At 63.5% G+C, this 14,385-nt stretch carries 17 protein-coding genes and 3 pseudogenes; 6 read left to right on the forward strand and 14 right to left on the reverse strand.

The window, feature by feature from the left end; all coding sequences use genetic code 11:
- Positions 1-86 precede the first annotated feature (86 nt).
- Positions 87-671, reverse strand: coding sequence for a recombinase family protein (locus K9U40_RS03735; protein ID WP_282888872.1), 585 nt, complete (start codon positions 669-671; stop codon positions 87-89).
- A 197-nt stretch (positions 672-868) separates the two neighbouring features.
- Positions 869-1,054, reverse strand: a complete 186-nt coding sequence (locus K9U40_RS03740) for a hypothetical protein (protein ID WP_282888873.1) — start codon at positions 1,052-1,054, stop codon at positions 869-871.
- 248 nt (positions 1,055-1,302) lie between these two features.
- On the opposite strand from K9U40_RS03740, the gene K9U40_RS03745 reads away from it, so the two are divergent.
- Positions 1,303-1,527: a hypothetical protein gene (locus K9U40_RS03745; RefSeq protein WP_282888874.1), complete on the forward strand. Its 225-nt coding sequence runs from the start codon at positions 1,303-1,305 to the stop codon at positions 1,525-1,527.
- A gap of 102 nt (positions 1,528-1,629) precedes the next feature.
- Here the strand turns inward: K9U40_RS03745 and K9U40_RS03750 are convergent, their stop codons facing one another.
- Positions 1,630-2,100 (reverse strand): hypothetical protein, encoded by a 471-nt coding sequence (locus K9U40_RS03750; protein ID WP_282888875.1) that lies wholly within the window; start codon positions 2,098-2,100, stop codon positions 1,630-1,632.
- Between the two features lie 161 nt (positions 2,101-2,261).
- Between K9U40_RS03750 and K9U40_RS03755 the strand changes: the two are divergent.
- The 3 genes and pseudogenes from K9U40_RS03755 to K9U40_RS03765 all read left to right on the forward strand — a co-directional run.
- Positions 2,262-2,944: pseudogene (locus K9U40_RS03755) on the forward strand (IS5 family transposase); the annotation flags it as partial.
- 695 nt (positions 2,945-3,639) lie between these two features.
- A pseudogene (locus K9U40_RS03760) lies at positions 3,640-3,912 on the forward strand (TrbI/VirB10 family protein); the annotation flags it as partial.
- Positions 3,909-4,139: a DUF2274 domain-containing protein gene (locus K9U40_RS03765; protein ID WP_282888877.1), complete on the forward strand. Its 231-nt coding sequence runs from the start codon at positions 3,909-3,911 to the stop codon at positions 4,137-4,139. The pseudogene K9U40_RS03760 and the gene K9U40_RS03765, both read left to right, overlap by 4 nt.
- A 15-nt stretch (positions 4,140-4,154) precedes the next feature.
- On the opposite strand, the gene K9U40_RS03770 is transcribed toward K9U40_RS03765, so the two are convergent.
- From K9U40_RS03770 to K9U40_RS03790, 5 genes are all read right to left on the reverse strand, one after another.
- Positions 4,155-4,685, reverse strand: coding sequence for an RES family NAD+ phosphorylase (locus K9U40_RS03770; RefSeq protein WP_282888878.1), 531 nt, complete (start codon positions 4,683-4,685; stop codon positions 4,155-4,157).
- Entirely contained in the window at positions 4,682-5,068 is a 387-nt protein-coding gene (locus K9U40_RS03775) for a hypothetical protein (protein WP_234053603.1), read from the reverse strand. The genes K9U40_RS03770 and K9U40_RS03775 overlap by 4 nt, the downstream gene beginning before the upstream one ends.
- 126 nt (positions 5,069-5,194) lie before the next feature.
- Complete coding sequence (locus tag K9U40_RS03780) at positions 5,195-5,578, reverse strand: type II toxin-antitoxin system VapC family toxin (protein WP_282888879.1); 384 nt, start codon at positions 5,576-5,578, stop codon at positions 5,195-5,197.
- Positions 5,575-5,775 carry a type II toxin-antitoxin system VapB family antitoxin gene (locus K9U40_RS03785; RefSeq protein WP_282888880.1) on the reverse strand — a complete coding sequence of 67 codons (201 nt, stop codon included), beginning with the start codon at positions 5,773-5,775 and terminating at the stop codon, positions 5,575-5,577. Before K9U40_RS03785 ends, K9U40_RS03780 begins: the two co-directional genes overlap by 4 nt.
- A 132-nt stretch (positions 5,776-5,907) precedes the next feature.
- On the reverse strand, positions 5,908-6,492 hold the full coding sequence (locus tag K9U40_RS03790) for a hypothetical protein (protein WP_414114801.1): 585 nt from the start codon (positions 6,490-6,492) through the stop codon (positions 5,908-5,910).
- Positions 6,493-6,624: 132 nt separating this feature from the next.
- On the opposite strand from K9U40_RS03790, the gene K9U40_RS03795 reads away from it, so the two are divergent.
- Positions 6,625-8,367, forward strand: a complete 1,743-nt coding sequence (locus K9U40_RS03795; protein WP_282888881.1) for an Eco57I restriction-modification methylase domain-containing protein — start codon at positions 6,625-6,627, stop codon at positions 8,365-8,367.
- Here K9U40_RS03795 and K9U40_RS03800 read toward each other — a convergent pair.
- The 6 genes and pseudogenes from K9U40_RS03800 to K9U40_RS03825 form a co-directional block, all read right to left on the reverse strand.
- Complete coding sequence (locus K9U40_RS03800) at positions 8,341-8,826, reverse strand: hypothetical protein (RefSeq protein WP_282888882.1); 486 nt, start codon at positions 8,824-8,826, stop codon at positions 8,341-8,343. The genes K9U40_RS03795 and K9U40_RS03800 overlap by 27 nt on opposite strands.
- The gene (locus K9U40_RS03805; RefSeq protein ID WP_282888883.1) at positions 8,789-9,397 is read right to left on the reverse strand and encodes a hypothetical protein; all 609 of its coding nucleotides are present in this window, start codon (positions 9,395-9,397) and stop codon (positions 8,789-8,791) included. The genes K9U40_RS03800 and K9U40_RS03805 overlap by 38 nt, the downstream gene beginning before the upstream one ends.
- Positions 9,394-9,639 (reverse strand): helix-turn-helix domain-containing protein, encoded by a 246-nt coding sequence (locus tag K9U40_RS03810; RefSeq protein ID WP_282888884.1) that lies wholly within the window; start codon positions 9,637-9,639, stop codon positions 9,394-9,396. Before K9U40_RS03810 ends, K9U40_RS03805 begins: the two co-directional genes overlap by 4 nt.
- Before the next feature lie 232 nt (positions 9,640-9,871).
- A pseudogene (locus tag K9U40_RS03815) lies at positions 9,872-10,034 on the reverse strand (zincin-like metallopeptidase domain-containing protein); the annotation flags it as partial.
- 213 nt (positions 10,035-10,247) lie between these two features.
- On the reverse strand, positions 10,248-11,801 hold the full coding sequence (garD, locus tag K9U40_RS03820; RefSeq protein ID WP_282888885.1) for a galactarate dehydratase: 1,554 nt from the start codon (positions 11,799-11,801) through the stop codon (positions 10,248-10,250).
- Between the two features lie 93 nt (positions 11,802-11,894).
- Positions 11,895-13,262, reverse strand: a complete 1,368-nt coding sequence (locus tag K9U40_RS03825; RefSeq protein WP_282888886.1) for an MFS transporter — start codon at positions 13,260-13,262, stop codon at positions 11,895-11,897.
- Positions 13,263-13,599: 337 nt separating this feature from the next.
- On the opposite strand from K9U40_RS03825, the gene K9U40_RS03830 reads away from it, so the two are divergent.
- Positions 13,600-14,346, forward strand: a complete 747-nt coding sequence (locus K9U40_RS03830) for a FadR/GntR family transcriptional regulator (RefSeq protein WP_282888887.1) — start codon at positions 13,600-13,602, stop codon at positions 14,344-14,346.
- Positions 14,347-14,385 lie beyond the last annotated feature (39 nt).

Below are 14,385 nucleotides of genomic sequence, written 5' to 3' on the forward strand. Positions count from 1 at the left end.
TTTCCGGTTTCCCGCGTGGATCTGGAATTTGTCGTTGTCGCCACCGTGTCGCCACCGCGAAGGGGATGCCCGGGCGGTGCTCGCGCTCATGCGGTGGCGGTTTCCGCTGCACCCTGAATGATTCGGTAAACCGAGGCCCGGCCGATGCCGAGGGCCTTGGCGATTTCAGTGGGCGTCTTGCCCTCGGCGTGCAGCTTCAGGGCGTCCGTGGCCTTCGCGCGCGCGGTGGGCTTCCGCCCCGTGTACTTTCCTTCCGCCTTGGCCTTGGCGATGCCCTCGCGCTGTCTCTCCAACATCATTTCGCGTTCAAACTGGGCAAAGCCGGCGAAGATCGTCAGAATCAGCCGCCCGGTGGCGCTGCGGGTGTCGACAGTCTCCCCGCCAAGGTTCAGCACCCGGAGCCCGACACCCTTCGCGTCCAGGCCGCGCACGATGTCCCATAGGTTAATTGTGGATCGGGCGAGCCGGTCAATTTTGGTGATGACGAGGGTGTCGCCCTCACGCACGTAATCGAGCGCCTGGCGAAGCACCGCCCGCTCGCTCACGGCGGAGGCGCGTTCTAGATAGACTTTGGCGCACCCGGCCGCCGTGAGGTCGCGGCGCTGTGCCTCGAGGCCTGCCTCCTGCTCGGTGGTGGAACTCCGCCCGTATCCTATGAGCGCGCCCGACATTGTCCCGCCCCAGCCCAAATGTGTCCGTTAGGGTCTAAAGATTGAACGTCATGGCGTCCGAAATGTCAATATCATCCTATTGGACGCACCTTGAGTGAGGGTGCGTCCAATGGACCTTGCCCTATTTGACGCGTTCGGCGCGGCGGCGGGGCATGCTGAAGCATCAATCCGCCGGGAAGTGCGGCGCGGCGGTTCGTTTACTCCGGGATGATGGAATTGGCGTCGCGGTTCACGACGATGCGGGCGATCTTGCGCCACCGCTTGATGTACCGCCGCTTGATTCTGCGCATCTCGCCGGGCCGCCACCGCATCAGACGGCGGGCACGGCGGCTGAATACGTCGCGCTTGTCTCCGCCCGCTGTTCCTCGCGATCCCATGGCCATGTCGCGCCCCTCCTGCCGCCATCATACCGTCGAGCGCCGGAACTGCGACGGTACGGCCTGGTTCAGCGCGGCGCCCGCAATGAAAGCCCCGTGGCGGGTTGCTCCATAGCACTTGATGCTATGGCCCTGTTCATCCAGAATTGTCACGCATGGGCGCCGCGTGTGCCCCTCGGCCCTGTCAATGTCCACAGACGGGGGTTCGGGATCGCCGCAACGGTGGATCATCCTGTTTCAAGGATACCGTTGCCATGCCTTCAGAAGAGGCGCGGGAAGCCCGCGCGCGTCGAGCGCTCGCAAAGGGTGGCTTCCGCATGTTCAAGACGCCAGCGCGCTCCTGGCGGCGCGCCGAGCACGGCGTCGGCTACATGATCGTTGACACATCGACGAACACAGTCGTTTCCGGCTGCATCGGGCGGCTCTATAGCGACTGCCTGGATGATGTGGAGACCTTCTTGTCGGCCCCACGCTCCTAGCGCCTGATGGCGGCCCCTTCGGGCGCTGGCCGGCATACGAAAAAGCCCCGCGATGCTGTCGCGGGGCTTTGGTCGTGAGCGGAGGGGTTTGCGCCGTCTCGGTCATTCCTTGAACTGCTGGCCGGGCTGCAAGCGCAGCAGGTCGGCCTTGATGCTCGCGAGCAGCAGGACTTCCCGGCTGTCCGACCACAGGGTGGGTTCGTTGTCGAACGTCATGTAGTGCTCGAGGATGCCGATCATGCGGAACACGTCCCGCGCGTCCGCCGCGGGTGTTGCCATGATCGCCCGGGCAAGGTCGCCATCGCGGTCCCCTTCCTCGTCGTCATCATCGGCGCCGGCTTCGACGGCCGCGACCTGGGCGCGAGCGGAAAGCCATTCAGCATAAAGGCTCGGGATCGTCTTCGGCATAGCGTGGGCGCCCTGGGTGTGTGCTGTGGTGGGGAAGAGGCGGCAGAGGTCCGCCACGATGGCCACGCAGTGGCGGCGCTCCAACTGCTCGAATTCCTCGAGCTGGGCGGCGAGATAGTCGGCCTTCAAGCCGAGGTCGGCCGGGATGGCGGCGGGCGTCGCCATGAGGCGATTATCGCTCTCCCAAATCCGGGCAAGAACGGCGTCAGCTACCGTCTCGCTGTCTTCGTTCCCCGGCTCTGCCGCCATGGCTGCTTCGGCGGCGGCATAGGAAAGCCGCAGGGCTTCGCGTTCAGCCTTGAGCAGAATGAACGCGGGTGAGAGCCGACCCTGGACGCAGTGGCGGCGGCAATCGTCGCTTTATCGAAGCGGTGCTTTGGATCGCGCGGACCGGCAGTCCGTGGCGTGATCTGCCGGCTATGTTCGGCAACTGGAGCACGGCGTTCCGGCGCTACAGCGACTGGCGCAAAGCCGATGTTTTCGTGAGGCTTTTCGAAGCCTGCTCGGAAGAGCCGGATATGGAATACGCCATGGTCGATGCCACGATCGTCAAAGTCCACCGCCATGGGCAGGGCGCAAAAGGGGGACTCAAAGCCAAGCCATAGGCCGCTCCAAAGGCGGCATGACGACCAAAATTCTCGCTCTGACCGATGCGCTCGGCAACCTCGTGCGCTTCGAACTCCTGCCGGGCCATCGCTTCGACACGGTGGGCGTCGAGCCACTGATCGAAGGTGTCGATTTCGGCGGTCTGATCGCCGACAAGGCTTTCGACAGCAACTGGATCGTCGACGATCTCAACGCCCGCAGCGCCAAGATCGTCATCTCACAGCATCCACGGCGCAAAGCGCCACTGCCTCTCGACCGCGAACTCTACAAGTGGCGCCATCTCATCGAGAACTTCTTCTGCAATCTCAAAGAGTTCAAACGCATCGCCATGCGAGCCGACAAACCCGACCAAAGCTTCTCAGCAATGATCTACCTTGTCGCCACAGTTATCAATTCTCGATGAATCCCCACAGGCCTTAGTCTGGGGCGGAAAGATTCTTGCCGTGGTGAAGGCTCATCATCTCGTGTGCCGAGCTTGAACGCTACCTTTATCCCACTGGCGGCCGCCTCGAGTTGGCGGGGCGTGCGTCTTGTGCGACAGGTCAACTGCTCAAGAGTTCAATTCAAATATAATTTTAATATTACTGTTCATCGGAGGGTCTCCGTTCGTCAACGGAATCCGGTCCGGCCTGTGGTCGCGATCCAGATCGGGCCAAATACTGACATCCCTGGTGATCACGACCAACACAGCCCCCTATAGGTTCGGCTCCTTTGCCATTCGGGTCCTTATCGCGACGATCGCCGGGCCTGCTTCAGCCAACATGCGGCATCGGTGTCGGCCGGCGCGAGAGGGGTGATCTCCTCCACCCATGTGATGGTCATTTCGCGATTCTGCAGACTCAATATACGAAGCAGTCTTGCGCCTCGGTGCGCGGCAGGCATCGGGTAGTGAACCTGTGCGTGAGCCGACGCCCCGACTGAGGCCTGCTTTGATCCCGAAGGGTGACCCGACAATGGAAAGGACCAAGAGCGAGCATTCGGGACCTGCCGGGGCAGGTCACGGCCCAGGTGACGAGCCCCGTCCATGACAGCCCGACGGGCGCCCTGCGGGATGAGGAGATGGGTGCCCGTCGGGCTGTCATGGACCCGGCTCGTCATGACTACCATTGGGGCCAGCTTGTCCGCGCCGCCTTACTTTCGACCCTGCTCGGCATCGGCACCGAGATCGGCGCCGGCGACGACGAGAACGAGATCGCCAAGGCGATCCGCGAGAGCAGCCAGGACACCGCCTCCGACGTCGGCCAGCAGCTCGTCCGCCGCCAGCTCAACATCCAGCCGACCCTCACTATCCGGCCCGGCTTCCCCGTGCGGGTCCTCGTCAACCGCGATTTGGTGATGAAGCCCTACGGCGCCGCAAAGGAACGTTCATGACGAAGCTGAGGCTCTCCGCCATCCCCGACGACAAGCCGGTGAAGATCACCGTCGAACTGCCCGCCGCCGTCCACCGCGACCTCGTCGCCTATGCCGAGATCCTCGCTCAGGCCTCAGGAGAGGCGACGCCGCTCGATCCCGGCAAGCTGGTCGCGCCCATGCTCCAGCGGTTCATGGCGGCGGACAAGGGATTCAAGAAGATGAGGAACCAGAAGCCTCAGCTTTGACCGCACTCTGGAGCGCTATGAAACCGGCCATGATGATTGGTCCTTCGGCAATCGGCATTCAGGGTCATGAACAACGACCGAGTCCTCCGGCGTCAGATTCGCGTTGAAGACCACCAGGTTGGTGCCACCGGCATGGCGCAGCGACGGGAACAGCAGGCCGCGGCATCCCGCCTCAATCAGAGAATCCGACAGGTGCCATGAAGGCGGGATCTTCCGGGCGATCCGAGCGATTTTCCGCCACGGGCAGTCCCATGCGGCCCATTCCTTCGACCATGTCGCAGGATCGAAGCCTGCCGAGAGGTCGGCGACCTGATCGAGCGTGACGATATAGGCCGCCAGCGTGCCAGGCGGGACAATCGACGCGCCCTGCTGGTATTCTTCCAGGGCGGTCTGCGGCGCCCGCGAGAGATACAATGCCTCGACGCCGGGCCGGTTGAAACGGCCACCATCGCCGGCAGCACCTGCGCCGCTGGCGGGTGCGAACGCCCATTTGGGAGTCAGGTAGCGGTGAAAGACCTCATCCGGTCCGACCCGGATGATCTTCATCCCCGCGCCCCGTTCTCCAGATCGCGGAGATAGCTCAAAACCGCCTCGCTGTGGCCCTCCGCGACGAGTTCAGCAGCCGTCTTGTGATCATAGTCAACAATCGGCTCGTTCCGGAACCAATAGATCGCCTTGTCGATGTCTCCGGTGATCGTGGCGGCGGCCGTGATGACTTTGACCATTTCGCGCAGCCGGCTCTGAAGGCGCTCGGACGAAGGGTTGCGCAGGGTATTGCGATGCACACCCGTCAACTGGGCCAGATTCGCGACCTGGACCCCGAGCACCTTCGAGAGCCGCTTCGGGGAAATGTAGGGCGTCCTGGGCTCCTGCAGGCTCTGCACGAAGCCCGACACGATTGCCGCTTCTGCTTTGTCAACGTGAGCCATCGCACCTACCTCGTACCAATCAGAGCACAATATATGCACATTCATGAGCATATCAAGCGCACTGATGAGGCGACGCCGCCCGAACCGGGCCATCTGGTCGCGGCGATGCTCCAGTGCTTTAGATCGTTAGCTCGGCTGTGTCGTTGGGCGATAGACTCGGGCATCGGCCTTTTGGGCTGCGGCTTGCAGCCGCCTGTCATTCGTCCAGAGTTCCGCACGGCTGTCGATCAGCGTGGAGGCCAGGAGGTGCGCATCGGTGTATCCGATCCCCATGCTGAAAAGCCCATGGTGGTCGATCATGCCCATGACTTCGTCGTGGGTCGCCACGGCCACTTCACGCTGGGCGTTCAGGAAGGACAGGACGGTGCGCCGGTCGCGAAGGCTGCCGAGCGCAAGTTCGCCGATGATCGCCGGATGGCAAAGCAAGGCGTCGTTCTCGATAACCGCGCGCAGCGAAGCGCTGGAATGCCTGAAATGGTCGATCCAGACCGAGGTATCGGCCAGGATCATTTGCGCGCTGCGCTCCTGCGGCGTGGGGCGGCCTCGGCATCCGGCATGGTCCCGCCGAGCGCAATGAGCCGCTTGCCGGCCTCGACACGCACCAAGGTCTCCAAAGCCTGACGGACAAGCGCGGCCGTTTCCTTCGTTCCCGTCAAGGACCGGGCCTTGTCGATGAGGGTGTCGTCTATGTTGATCGTCGATCGCATCGCCTTGTCTCCGTCGCTTAGCACCACACTTAGCACCATTTGGTGCTAAAATGGCATATATTCAGTATGGTGGCGAAGGGGTGTTCCGACGGAATATGAGCCATAGCGAGAGCTATGGCAGCCAATGGTCAGTCAGGCCGCTGCGTGCAAACCCTCCTCGGGCAGCACCGGCAGAATGTCCACCTTCGCGTGATACAGCCAAGCCAGATCCGCTCCTTCCGCCTTGCCCCTGGCGCTGTCGATGATGACCTTGGAGATGCGCTCCTGCCGCTTGCGCAGATGGTCCCGCAGCAGGCTGTCCCGCGTGATGTAGCCGGCGTTCACGCCGGGCAGGGAATGGTTCATCAGCAGGTGGACGTCGAGTTCCGATACGCCGGCCGCCTGCGCAAGCGTCCGGTAGCTCTGGCGCAGATCGTTGCCCCATCTCGACAGCACGTCCCGATCTTCCTTGTGCTCGACCAAATGCCCGCTGTCGCTGTCGGCGGGAAACAGCCAGAACTCGGCCTGGTCCGGATAGAGGATGCGCGCGGCCCGCATCGTCCGCAGGATGCAGCGGATCATCGGCCGCGACAAAGGGATGGCGAACGCCTTCTTCGCGCCGCCCTTCGGCTTCGCTGCCATGTCCGTCGAACCCACGAGCAAAGGGCATTCCTGCCCTTGTGCAATCCTGACCAACCGTCCGATGCCGCCAGCCTTCCGAGGCTGGACTTCGGCCAAGGAGCGCGTCCCTAGATGCGGTTCTCCATTAGCGCTTAGTTTTCGGGGGAGTGTTTGGAACCACAGGCACTTACGCCTTGACCCCGCCCATTGAAAAGAACACTATGAGTAGCAAGGAAATTCGGAGTTCGCATGCATCACCCCGCCGTTCAAAACACTTCCCGCCGCTACAAGAGCGTTGACGCCGAAAAGGCGCATGGCGCGACCTACACACCCGACAATCTGGCGCGGTTCGTGGCGGAGCGGATCGTTGAGAACGCCGCGCTTGAAGGCAGGGAAGCGATCACCATCCTTGATCCGGCCATTGGTGACGGCGCGCTTGTGCTGGCAATGCTGGACGCCTTGAAGGACAAGACTCGAGCAGCCCTGCACGTTCGCGGGTTCGACACCGATGTTTCGGCGCTTGACGAGTCAGCGCGGCGCATTCGCGCGGCGTACCCGAACGCGCGGCTTGAACTGACGCTAGGAAATTTTTTAGATTTCGCACTGGAAGCAGACAGTAATACGGCAGCGCCGACCCTGTTTTCTGGAAACGAAACCCCGACATTCGATCTAGTTATCGCAAATCCGCCCTACGTTCGCACCCAGATCATGGGATCGGAGCGCGCGCAGCAACTCGCCAGCACCTTTGGCCTCACCGGGCGCGTGGATTTGTATCAGGCGTTCCTTCTGGGCATGGCACAGGTACTCGCCCCGGACGGCGCGGCGGGAATAATCGTCTCGAACCGCTTCATGACGACCAAGGGAGGTGGCGCGCTGCGTTCGGCATTGCGCCAGCGGTTCGATCTCTGCGAAATCTGGGACTTTGGCGATACAAAACTCTTTAGCGCCGCTGTTCTTCCTGCCGTGCTCGTTGCGCGGGGAACGGCCTCGAACTCCGCCGACGCCCCACGTTTCACATCGATATATGAAGTCAAGGACGAACCCGACGCCCATGCATCCGATCCGGTAGAGGCGTTGGTTCACACTGGCATTGTGGCCGTGGAGGACGGGCGACGTTTCCTTGTACGCCACGGCGTTTTGGACTCTTCTGAAAGTTGCAGCGACGTGTGGCGGCTGGCGTCCGAGTCCGGTGATGAATGGCTAGCCATCGTAGATCGCCACACATGGAAGCGTTTCGGTGAGATCGGTAAAGTCCGCGTCGGGGTCAAGACCTGCGCGGACAAAATCTTCATTCGGCACGATTGGGACGGCGCCTTCGGCGCGGACAAGCCCGAGCTATTGCGTCCGTTGACCACGCATCACGGAGCCGGACGGTTCCGGGCCACACTGCCGAAAAAAGTCCGCGCCATTCTCTATCCGCATGAAGTCGTGCAAGGAAGCAGACAGGCGATCCCGCTTGAGAATTACCCAAAGAGCCGCGCCTATCTGGAGTCGCACCGCTTGGCACTCGAAAGCCGCTCCTATGTTATCGAAGCCGGGCGACGCTGGTATGAGATATGGGTGCCGCAAGACCCACAGGCGTGGAGCGCGCCCAAGCTGGTGTTCCGGGACATTTCCGAGCGTCCGACCTTCTGGATCGATCTCGACGGTTCCGTGGTGAACGGCGATTGCTACTGGCTTGTGGCAAGCCGCGAGGATGACGCGGACTTGCTCTGGCTGGCTTGCGCGGTCGCGAACTCGACGTTTGCCGAGTCGTTTTACGATCACCGATTCAACAACAAGCTCTATGCTGGACGACGGCGCTTCATCACGCAGTATGTCGAGCAGTTTCCGCTGCCCGATCCCGTTTTGCCACTCTCACGGGACATTATCGCCCGTGCGAAGGCGATCTATGAAGCCAACCATGCGCCCCAGGCGGAGGAATTGGAGCGCGAACTTGACAGCCTTGTGTGGCAGGCACTCGGGCTAGGTATCGAAGAAGTCTGCAGGTAGCGGGATCTGGAGCTTCGCGTTCAAAACCTTGCCCTGAAACTGCGGGAAGCGCGTGAAGAAGGCCGCACCGGTCGTCACGAAGAAATGCGTCAGAGTCACGGTGCCATTGGCAGCCACACCGCAGAATATTCCGTACCGGACATCGCAATGCCGGATTTGCTGGCCGCCGATCATAGGAACATCCAGTGGTTCGACGCTCTCCGGCGTCACAAGGCCGAGGTCGATGGTCGGCGAGGTTTGCAACTTCACTTCGAGAATCTGATGCCGCACATCCGGGAATTGACCGTCATCCTGATAAGAGCGATAGCCCAGCGCCTGGCACACGAGTCGATGCAGCGCAGCACCACGGTTGCGTTCCTGATCCGCTCCGGCGTCTGCGAACTGTCTGCCGACAAGCGCAGACAGGCGCTCGAATACTGCCTCAATCGGCAGAATCTGGCCCGCAGCAGGGTGGAGCACCGGGGGTTGCGATCCGGCCCAGATCAATATTCGGCGCGACGAATGGCAAGAGCCGATCCGTATCTGTCGCGGCGATCAACTCCGTAGCCTGAGCGCCTGGAACACAACGCGCCTGATATTTCCGCGTGAGCGTTCCGGTCGTGTCCAGCAGCGCTAGCGTGTCGCCCGTGACCACCTTGACCCGTGCGATCACATCCGCATCCGAAACACGGATGATCACATACCGGCGCGCCGCCGAAAGCTCTTCATTCCAGACCTGCAAATTGTTGGATTTCTGGGTGTAGGTGTCGAACATCTGCCCTGGGAACCGGGGCTGCGTCTTCTGAAACGAATTGGGGACAGGATAGCCCAAAACCTCGCAGACGCGGGTTTTGACGACTTTCGAGCGTGTCCGTAGCGGTAATCCCGCTAAGGAGAGGCCACGCAAGCCATCGTCCAGAAGTGCCTGCAACTCTGGTGTCGGAATCCAAAAGTCCGGATCGCCAACCGTAATCGGATCGTAGATACTCAGGCCCTTGGCGCGGATTGCTTTGACGTAACTTTGTGGATCGGTTGGCGGGGCAGCGGTCATTCATCTTCCGGTGTCAGGAGTTCAACAACGGAGACGCCCAGCGCCTTAGCGAGCAATTCCAGGGAACTCAGAGTGACGTTGCGTTCGCCGCGTTCAACCGACCCGACATAGGTTCGATGAAGGCCGCACGTATCCGCCAGTTCTTCTTGCGACAGGCCACGGTCATGCCGCAGCCGCCGGATATTCTCGGCGAGCGTTCCAATCAGTGACTTGCTAGGTCTTCTGAGTTTCTCTGGCGGCATACCCCCCCCGCCCAAAAAAGCGAATCCTTTCAAAGAGGTTCAGCTACCAGATGCCTTTGAGTCTACAGACTATGCGTAGCGCGCACCTGCATTGGCTGGCCGGGCTCTCGTGAACCGTGCCCCGTCCTTGTCGGGTCCCCTCCCAGCTTTTCATGATGCATCATGAAACATCGAGAAAGTGGGGTCGGCACCTCCCGGGCTGCCACACACTCTGCCCAGGCAGCAGGAATCCAGCGCAGACAAAGGCCGTGCCCAGCTCGGCGACAAGCTCTTCCATGGCGAAGCCTTCGTCACCCCGGCTCGGAGGCCGGGGCAGACTCCCCACTTGCGGCCGAAGTCCCGCGCAAGGCGCTTTCGTGCTTGGTCCAGTGGGTCAGCTCGTGCGCGAGCGTGGCTTAATAGGCTTCCACCGGGACGAGGCCGGGGTCAGTGAAGCGGAACACGCTGATGTCATTGCTGCCGACATTGCCGACAGAGGCGAGCGTCTCAGCCTGCGCCGCGCCCGCGAGCAGCGCGATGGCGAGGGTGAATGCGGCGATCCGGCCGGTCCCGGTCCCGTTGTTTTTCCATGTGCTCCTCCCTTGGCCTTCTTTGGTCTTCGCCTCCCCTCAGGTCACGGGCGCAGGATTGAACACGGCAAGGGCGTTGTGCAGGCCCCAGACGTCCGACCACGGTTTCTTGCGGCCGCTGGCCACATCCAGGATAAGGCGGAACAGTTCCCAGCCCACCTCTTCCAATGTCGCCTCGCCGGTGGCGACGCGGCCGGCGTTGAGGTCCATGAGGTCGTGCCAGCGGTTGGCGAGGTCGCTGCGCGTCGCCACCTTCACCACGGGCGCCGCCGCGAGGCCGTACGGCGTGCCGCGGCCGGTGGTGAACACCTGCAGCGTCATGCCCGAGGCGAGCTGCTGGGTACCGCAGATGAAGTCCGAGGCCGGCGTCGCGGCGAAGACGAGGCCCCGCGTCGTGGCGCGTTCACCCGGTGCCAGCACCGCCGAGATGGGCGCGGTGCCGGACTTCACGATGGAGCCGAGCGCCTTCTCCACCACGTTGGAGAGCCCGCCCTTCTTGTTGCCCGGAGACGGGTTGGCCGAGCGGTCGGTCTGGCCGGAGGCGAGATAGGCGTCGTACCACGCCATCTCCCGGATCAGCGCACGCCCGACCTCCTCGGTGGCGGCCCGCGGCGTGAGGAGATGCACCGCATCGCGCACCTCCGTCACCTCGGAGAACATCACCGTGCCGCCCGCCCGCACGATGAGGTCGGCGGCGTAGCCCACCGCCGGATTGGCGGTGACGCCGGAGAAGGCGTCCGAGCCGCCGCATTGCAGCCCCACCACCAGCTCGGAGGCGGGACAGGTCTCGCGGCGGCGGGCGTTGAGCACCTTCAGCCGGGCGTCGGCCATCTCCAGGATGCCGTCCACCATGGCCTGGAAGCCGCTGAAGCGTTCGTCCTGCAGGGTCAGGATGTTCTCGCGGGCCGCATCCGCCGAAAGCTCGGGCATCAGCCGTTCCGGCGTGAGCTTCTCGCAGCCGAGGCCGACCACCAGGATCTCACCGCCGAAATTGGGGTTGTGGGCGAGGTTCTGGAGGGTACGGATGGGCACCGCCGCGGCCGGCGCGGTGATGGCGACGCCGCAGCCGTAGAGGTGGTTGAGCCCGACCACACCGTCCACGTTGGGATAATTGGGCAGCAGGCGCTCCTTGATGATGCGCACCACATGGTCCACCACCCCGGCAACGCAATGGACGCTGGTGGAGATCCCGAGGATGTTGCGGGTGCCCACCGATCCGTCGGGATTGCGGTAGCCCTCGAAAGTGTAACCCTCCAGCGCCGGCAGCGGCGGAGGAACATTGGTGGCGAGCGGCAGCTTTTCCAGTTCCGGCGGGCTCGGCAGCTCCACCAGAAATTCGGTGATCCAGCTGCCGCGCGGCAGGGCCTTCACCGCATAGCCGATGACCTCGCCATAGCGCACCACGGCGCCGCCGGCCGGAACGTCCGCGAGCGCCACCTTATGGCCCTGCGGCACGTGTTCCACGAGTTCGATCCCCTCGTCGAGCGTCGTGCCGGCGGGAAGGCCGCCGGAATTGACCACGATGGCCACGTTGTCGCGTGGGTGGAGCTTGATCGAGAGGGGCCGAAGGGGGGCGGCGGAGAGGGCGTTCATGACGGTCTGGGCTCGGTTCTTTGGGGCGGAGCGCAGGGCCCCGCCCGAAGGGTCTGTGCTGGTCCGGCGCGCGAACGCCGGCTCAGGAGAGGTTCAGGAGGCTGCGGGCGCGATGAGCGAGGTCTTCAGCTCCACGCGACGGATGGTGCCGACCATCAGCAGCATGGTGAGCAGGGCCACCGCCGCACTGAGGCCGACGAAGGTGAGCGCCGACGCGAACGAGCCGGTCGCCTGGAGGATGTAGCCGATGACAATGGGCGTGACGATGCCGGCGGTGTTGCCGAAGGTGTTGAACAGGCCGCCGGAAAGACCTCCCGCCTGCTTCGGCGAGGTGTCGGAGACCACCGCCCAGCCCAGCGCGCCAATGCCCTTGCCGAAGAAGGCGAGCGACATGAAGAAGATGACGAGCGTGTCGGAGGTGACGTAGTTGCAGGCGATCATGCTCATGGCCATGAGCATCCCGAAGACGATGGGCGTCTTGCGTGCGGCGGTGAGCGACCAGCCGGCCTTCAGCAGCCGGTCAGAGATATAGCCGCCCAGGACACCGCCGAGGAAGCCGCAGATCGCCGGCAGCGATGCGACGAAGCCAGCCTTGAGGATGGTCATGTGCCGCTCGGTCACCAGATAGACCGGGAACCAGGTGAGGAAGAAATAGGTGAGCACGTTGACGCAGAACTGGAAGATGTAGAGGCCGAGCAGCATGCGGTTGCGCAGCAACTCGCCGATGCAGGCCAGTGTGTTCACTTCCTTCGGCTGCTCGGTGGCGGCCTTGCCGTCGAGTTCGACCAGCGCACCGCCCGCCTTGATGTAGTCGATCTCGGCCTGGTTGACGCGAGGATGGGCGAGCGGCCCATAGATCACCCGGCCCCAGAGGGTGGCCATGAGGAGGCCGAGCCCGCCCATGACATAGAATAACGCCTGCCAGCCGAGGCTGTGCACGATCCAGCCCATGATCGGCGCGAAGAGAGCGGTGGCGAAATACTGCGCCGAATTGAAGATGGCCGAGGCGAGCCCGCGTTCGCTGGCGGGGAACCAGGCCGAGGTGATGCGCCCGTTGCCCGGAAAAGACGGCGCCTCCGCCGCGCCCACGAGGAAGCGCAGCAGGAACAGCACCGCCACCGCGAGGCCCCCGGTGAGGAAGCCCACGGCGCCTTGGAACATGGTGAAGAGCGACCACAGGACGAGGCCGGCGCAATAGGTGGTCTTCGAGCCGAAGCGGTCGAGCAGCCAGCCGCCGGGCAGCTGCGCCAGCACGTAGGACCAGGCGAACGCCGAGAAAATGTAGCCCATCTGCACCGGCGACAGCCCGAGCGCCGCGCGCAGGTCGGGGCCGGCGATGGAGATGGTGGCGCGGTCCGCGTAATTGATGGTGGTGACGGCAAAGAGCATGGCAAGTATGCCCCAGCGCACGCGCGTGGGCGCAAGCGCCCGCGCCGCCGCCGTCGCGGTAGCGAAATCCATGGCGTTTCCTTTCAGTCCTCGTTCTTCGAATCGCGAACGGCGCGCAGGGCGAACGCATCCGCAGATCGACTCACACCTGGCGCAGGCTGGCGTTTTCGCGTGACCGCTGGCGGCGACACGCGATGCCGGGTGGACATCGACACTTGTCTTTATAGAGTACAAATTTCCGGCGTGTCTACATAAAATAAATACAAATAATACAAATTATCGGGCACTGTGATGTGACCCGAGGGAACACCTTGCCCGCCCTCTTTCACCTGCGGCCCTCCTCACGCTAACTGGGGCCGGGCACACGGGCTCCGGCCCCAGTGCCCCTTACCCCCGCGGAGCTGGCCTGATGGCGCGCAAGACTGGTCCCTCGTCGCCCGAAATTGTGCCGGCCGCCCCGACGCGGCGGGCGGGGCGTGGCCAGACGCTGGGCGACCGGATTTATGATGACATCCTCCAGCTGATCTTGACCTCGCAGATCCCCGAGGGCGGCCGCCTGCCGACCGAGGCGCAGTTCTGCGAGATGTTCCAGGTGTCCCGCACGGTGGTGCGCGATGCGCTGTCGCGGCTGAAGATTGATGGCGTGGTGGGCTCGCGGCAGGGACAGGGCAGCGTCGTCCTGCGCCGTCCCAATGCGGGGATGTTCGCCTTCCCGCTGGTGGGCAGCATCGCCGACATGCAGCGCTTCTTCGAGTTCCGCCAGCTGATCGAGCCGGAGGTCGCGGCGCTCGCCGCCGTGCGCCGCACGCACGAGGATCTGGCGCGCATCCGCGCCGCGTTCCAGGCGGTGGGCGATGCGCTGGTGCGGGACGAGGGCGGCGTGGAGGCGGATCTGCAGTTCCACCTCGCCATCGCAGCCGCCGCCCACAACAAGTATCTCGTGTCGTCCATGGAATCGGCGCGCGGCAACTTCGCCCAGTGCATCCAGTTCGCCCGCGCGCTCTCGACCAAGCCCGACGAGCGCCGCGGCGAGCGGCTGCAAAGCGAGCACCGGCGCATCCTCGACAGCATCGAGAGCGGCGACCCGTCCGCGGCCCGCGCCGCCATGGCCCTGCATCTCAGCCGCACAAGGGACCGTGTCTTCCTCGGAAGTTGAGGCCACGGAAAGGTAAATCACCATCCTGAAGACGGTCGG

The sequence above is a fragment of the Xanthobacter autotrophicus genome, assembly GCF_030015065.1.
Lineage (GTDB): Bacteria > Pseudomonadota > Alphaproteobacteria > Rhizobiales > Xanthobacteraceae > Xanthobacter > Xanthobacter autotrophicus_D.

Bases quoted from the DNA above. Each gene is read 5' to 3' on its own strand.
- K9U40_RS03735 (WP_282888872.1), bottom strand. From the start codon at position 671: ATGTCGGGCGCGCTCATAGGATACGGGCGGAGTTCCACCACCGAGCAG.
- K9U40_RS03740 (WP_282888873.1), bottom strand. From the start codon at position 1,054: ATGGCCATGGGATCGCGAGGAACAGCGGGCGGAGACAAGCGCGACGTA.
- K9U40_RS03745 (WP_282888874.1), top strand. From the start codon at position 1,303: ATGCCTTCAGAAGAGGCGCGGGAAGCCCGCGCGCGTCGAGCGCTCGCA.
- K9U40_RS03750 (WP_282888875.1), bottom strand. From the start codon at position 2,100: ATGGCGACGCCCGCCGCCATCCCGGCCGACCTCGGCTTGAAGGCCGAC.
- K9U40_RS03765 (WP_282888877.1), top strand. From the start codon at position 3,909: ATGACGAAGCTGAGGCTCTCCGCCATCCCCGACGACAAGCCGGTGAAG.
- K9U40_RS03770 (WP_282888878.1), bottom strand. From the start codon at position 4,685: ATGAAGATCATCCGGGTCGGACCGGATGAGGTCTTTCACCGCTACCTG.
- K9U40_RS03775 (WP_234053603.1), bottom strand. From the start codon at position 5,068: ATGGCTCACGTTGACAAAGCAGAAGCGGCAATCGTGTCGGGCTTCGTG.
- K9U40_RS03780 (WP_282888879.1), bottom strand. From the start codon at position 5,578: ATGATCCTGGCCGATACCTCGGTCTGGATCGACCATTTCAGGCATTCC.
- K9U40_RS03785 (WP_282888880.1), bottom strand. From the start codon at position 5,775: ATGCGATCGACGATCAACATAGACGACACCCTCATCGACAAGGCCCGG.
- K9U40_RS03795 (WP_282888881.1), top strand. From the start codon at position 6,625: ATGCATCACCCCGCCGTTCAAAACACTTCCCGCCGCTACAAGAGCGTT.
- K9U40_RS03805 (WP_282888883.1), bottom strand. From the start codon at position 9,397: ATGACCGCTGCCCCGCCAACCGATCCACAAAGTTACGTCAAAGCAATC.
- K9U40_RS03810 (WP_282888884.1), bottom strand. From the start codon at position 9,639: ATGCCGCCAGAGAAACTCAGAAGACCTAGCAAGTCACTGATTGGAACG.
- garD (WP_282888885.1), bottom strand. From the start codon at position 11,801: ATGAACGCCCTCTCCGCCGCCCCCCTTCGGCCCCTCTCGATCAAGCTC.
- K9U40_RS03825 (WP_282888886.1), bottom strand. From the start codon at position 13,262: ATGGATTTCGCTACCGCGACGGCGGCGGCGCGGGCGCTTGCGCCCACG.
- K9U40_RS03830 (WP_282888887.1), top strand. From the start codon at position 13,600: ATGGCGCGCAAGACTGGTCCCTCGTCGCCCGAAATTGTGCCGGCCGCC.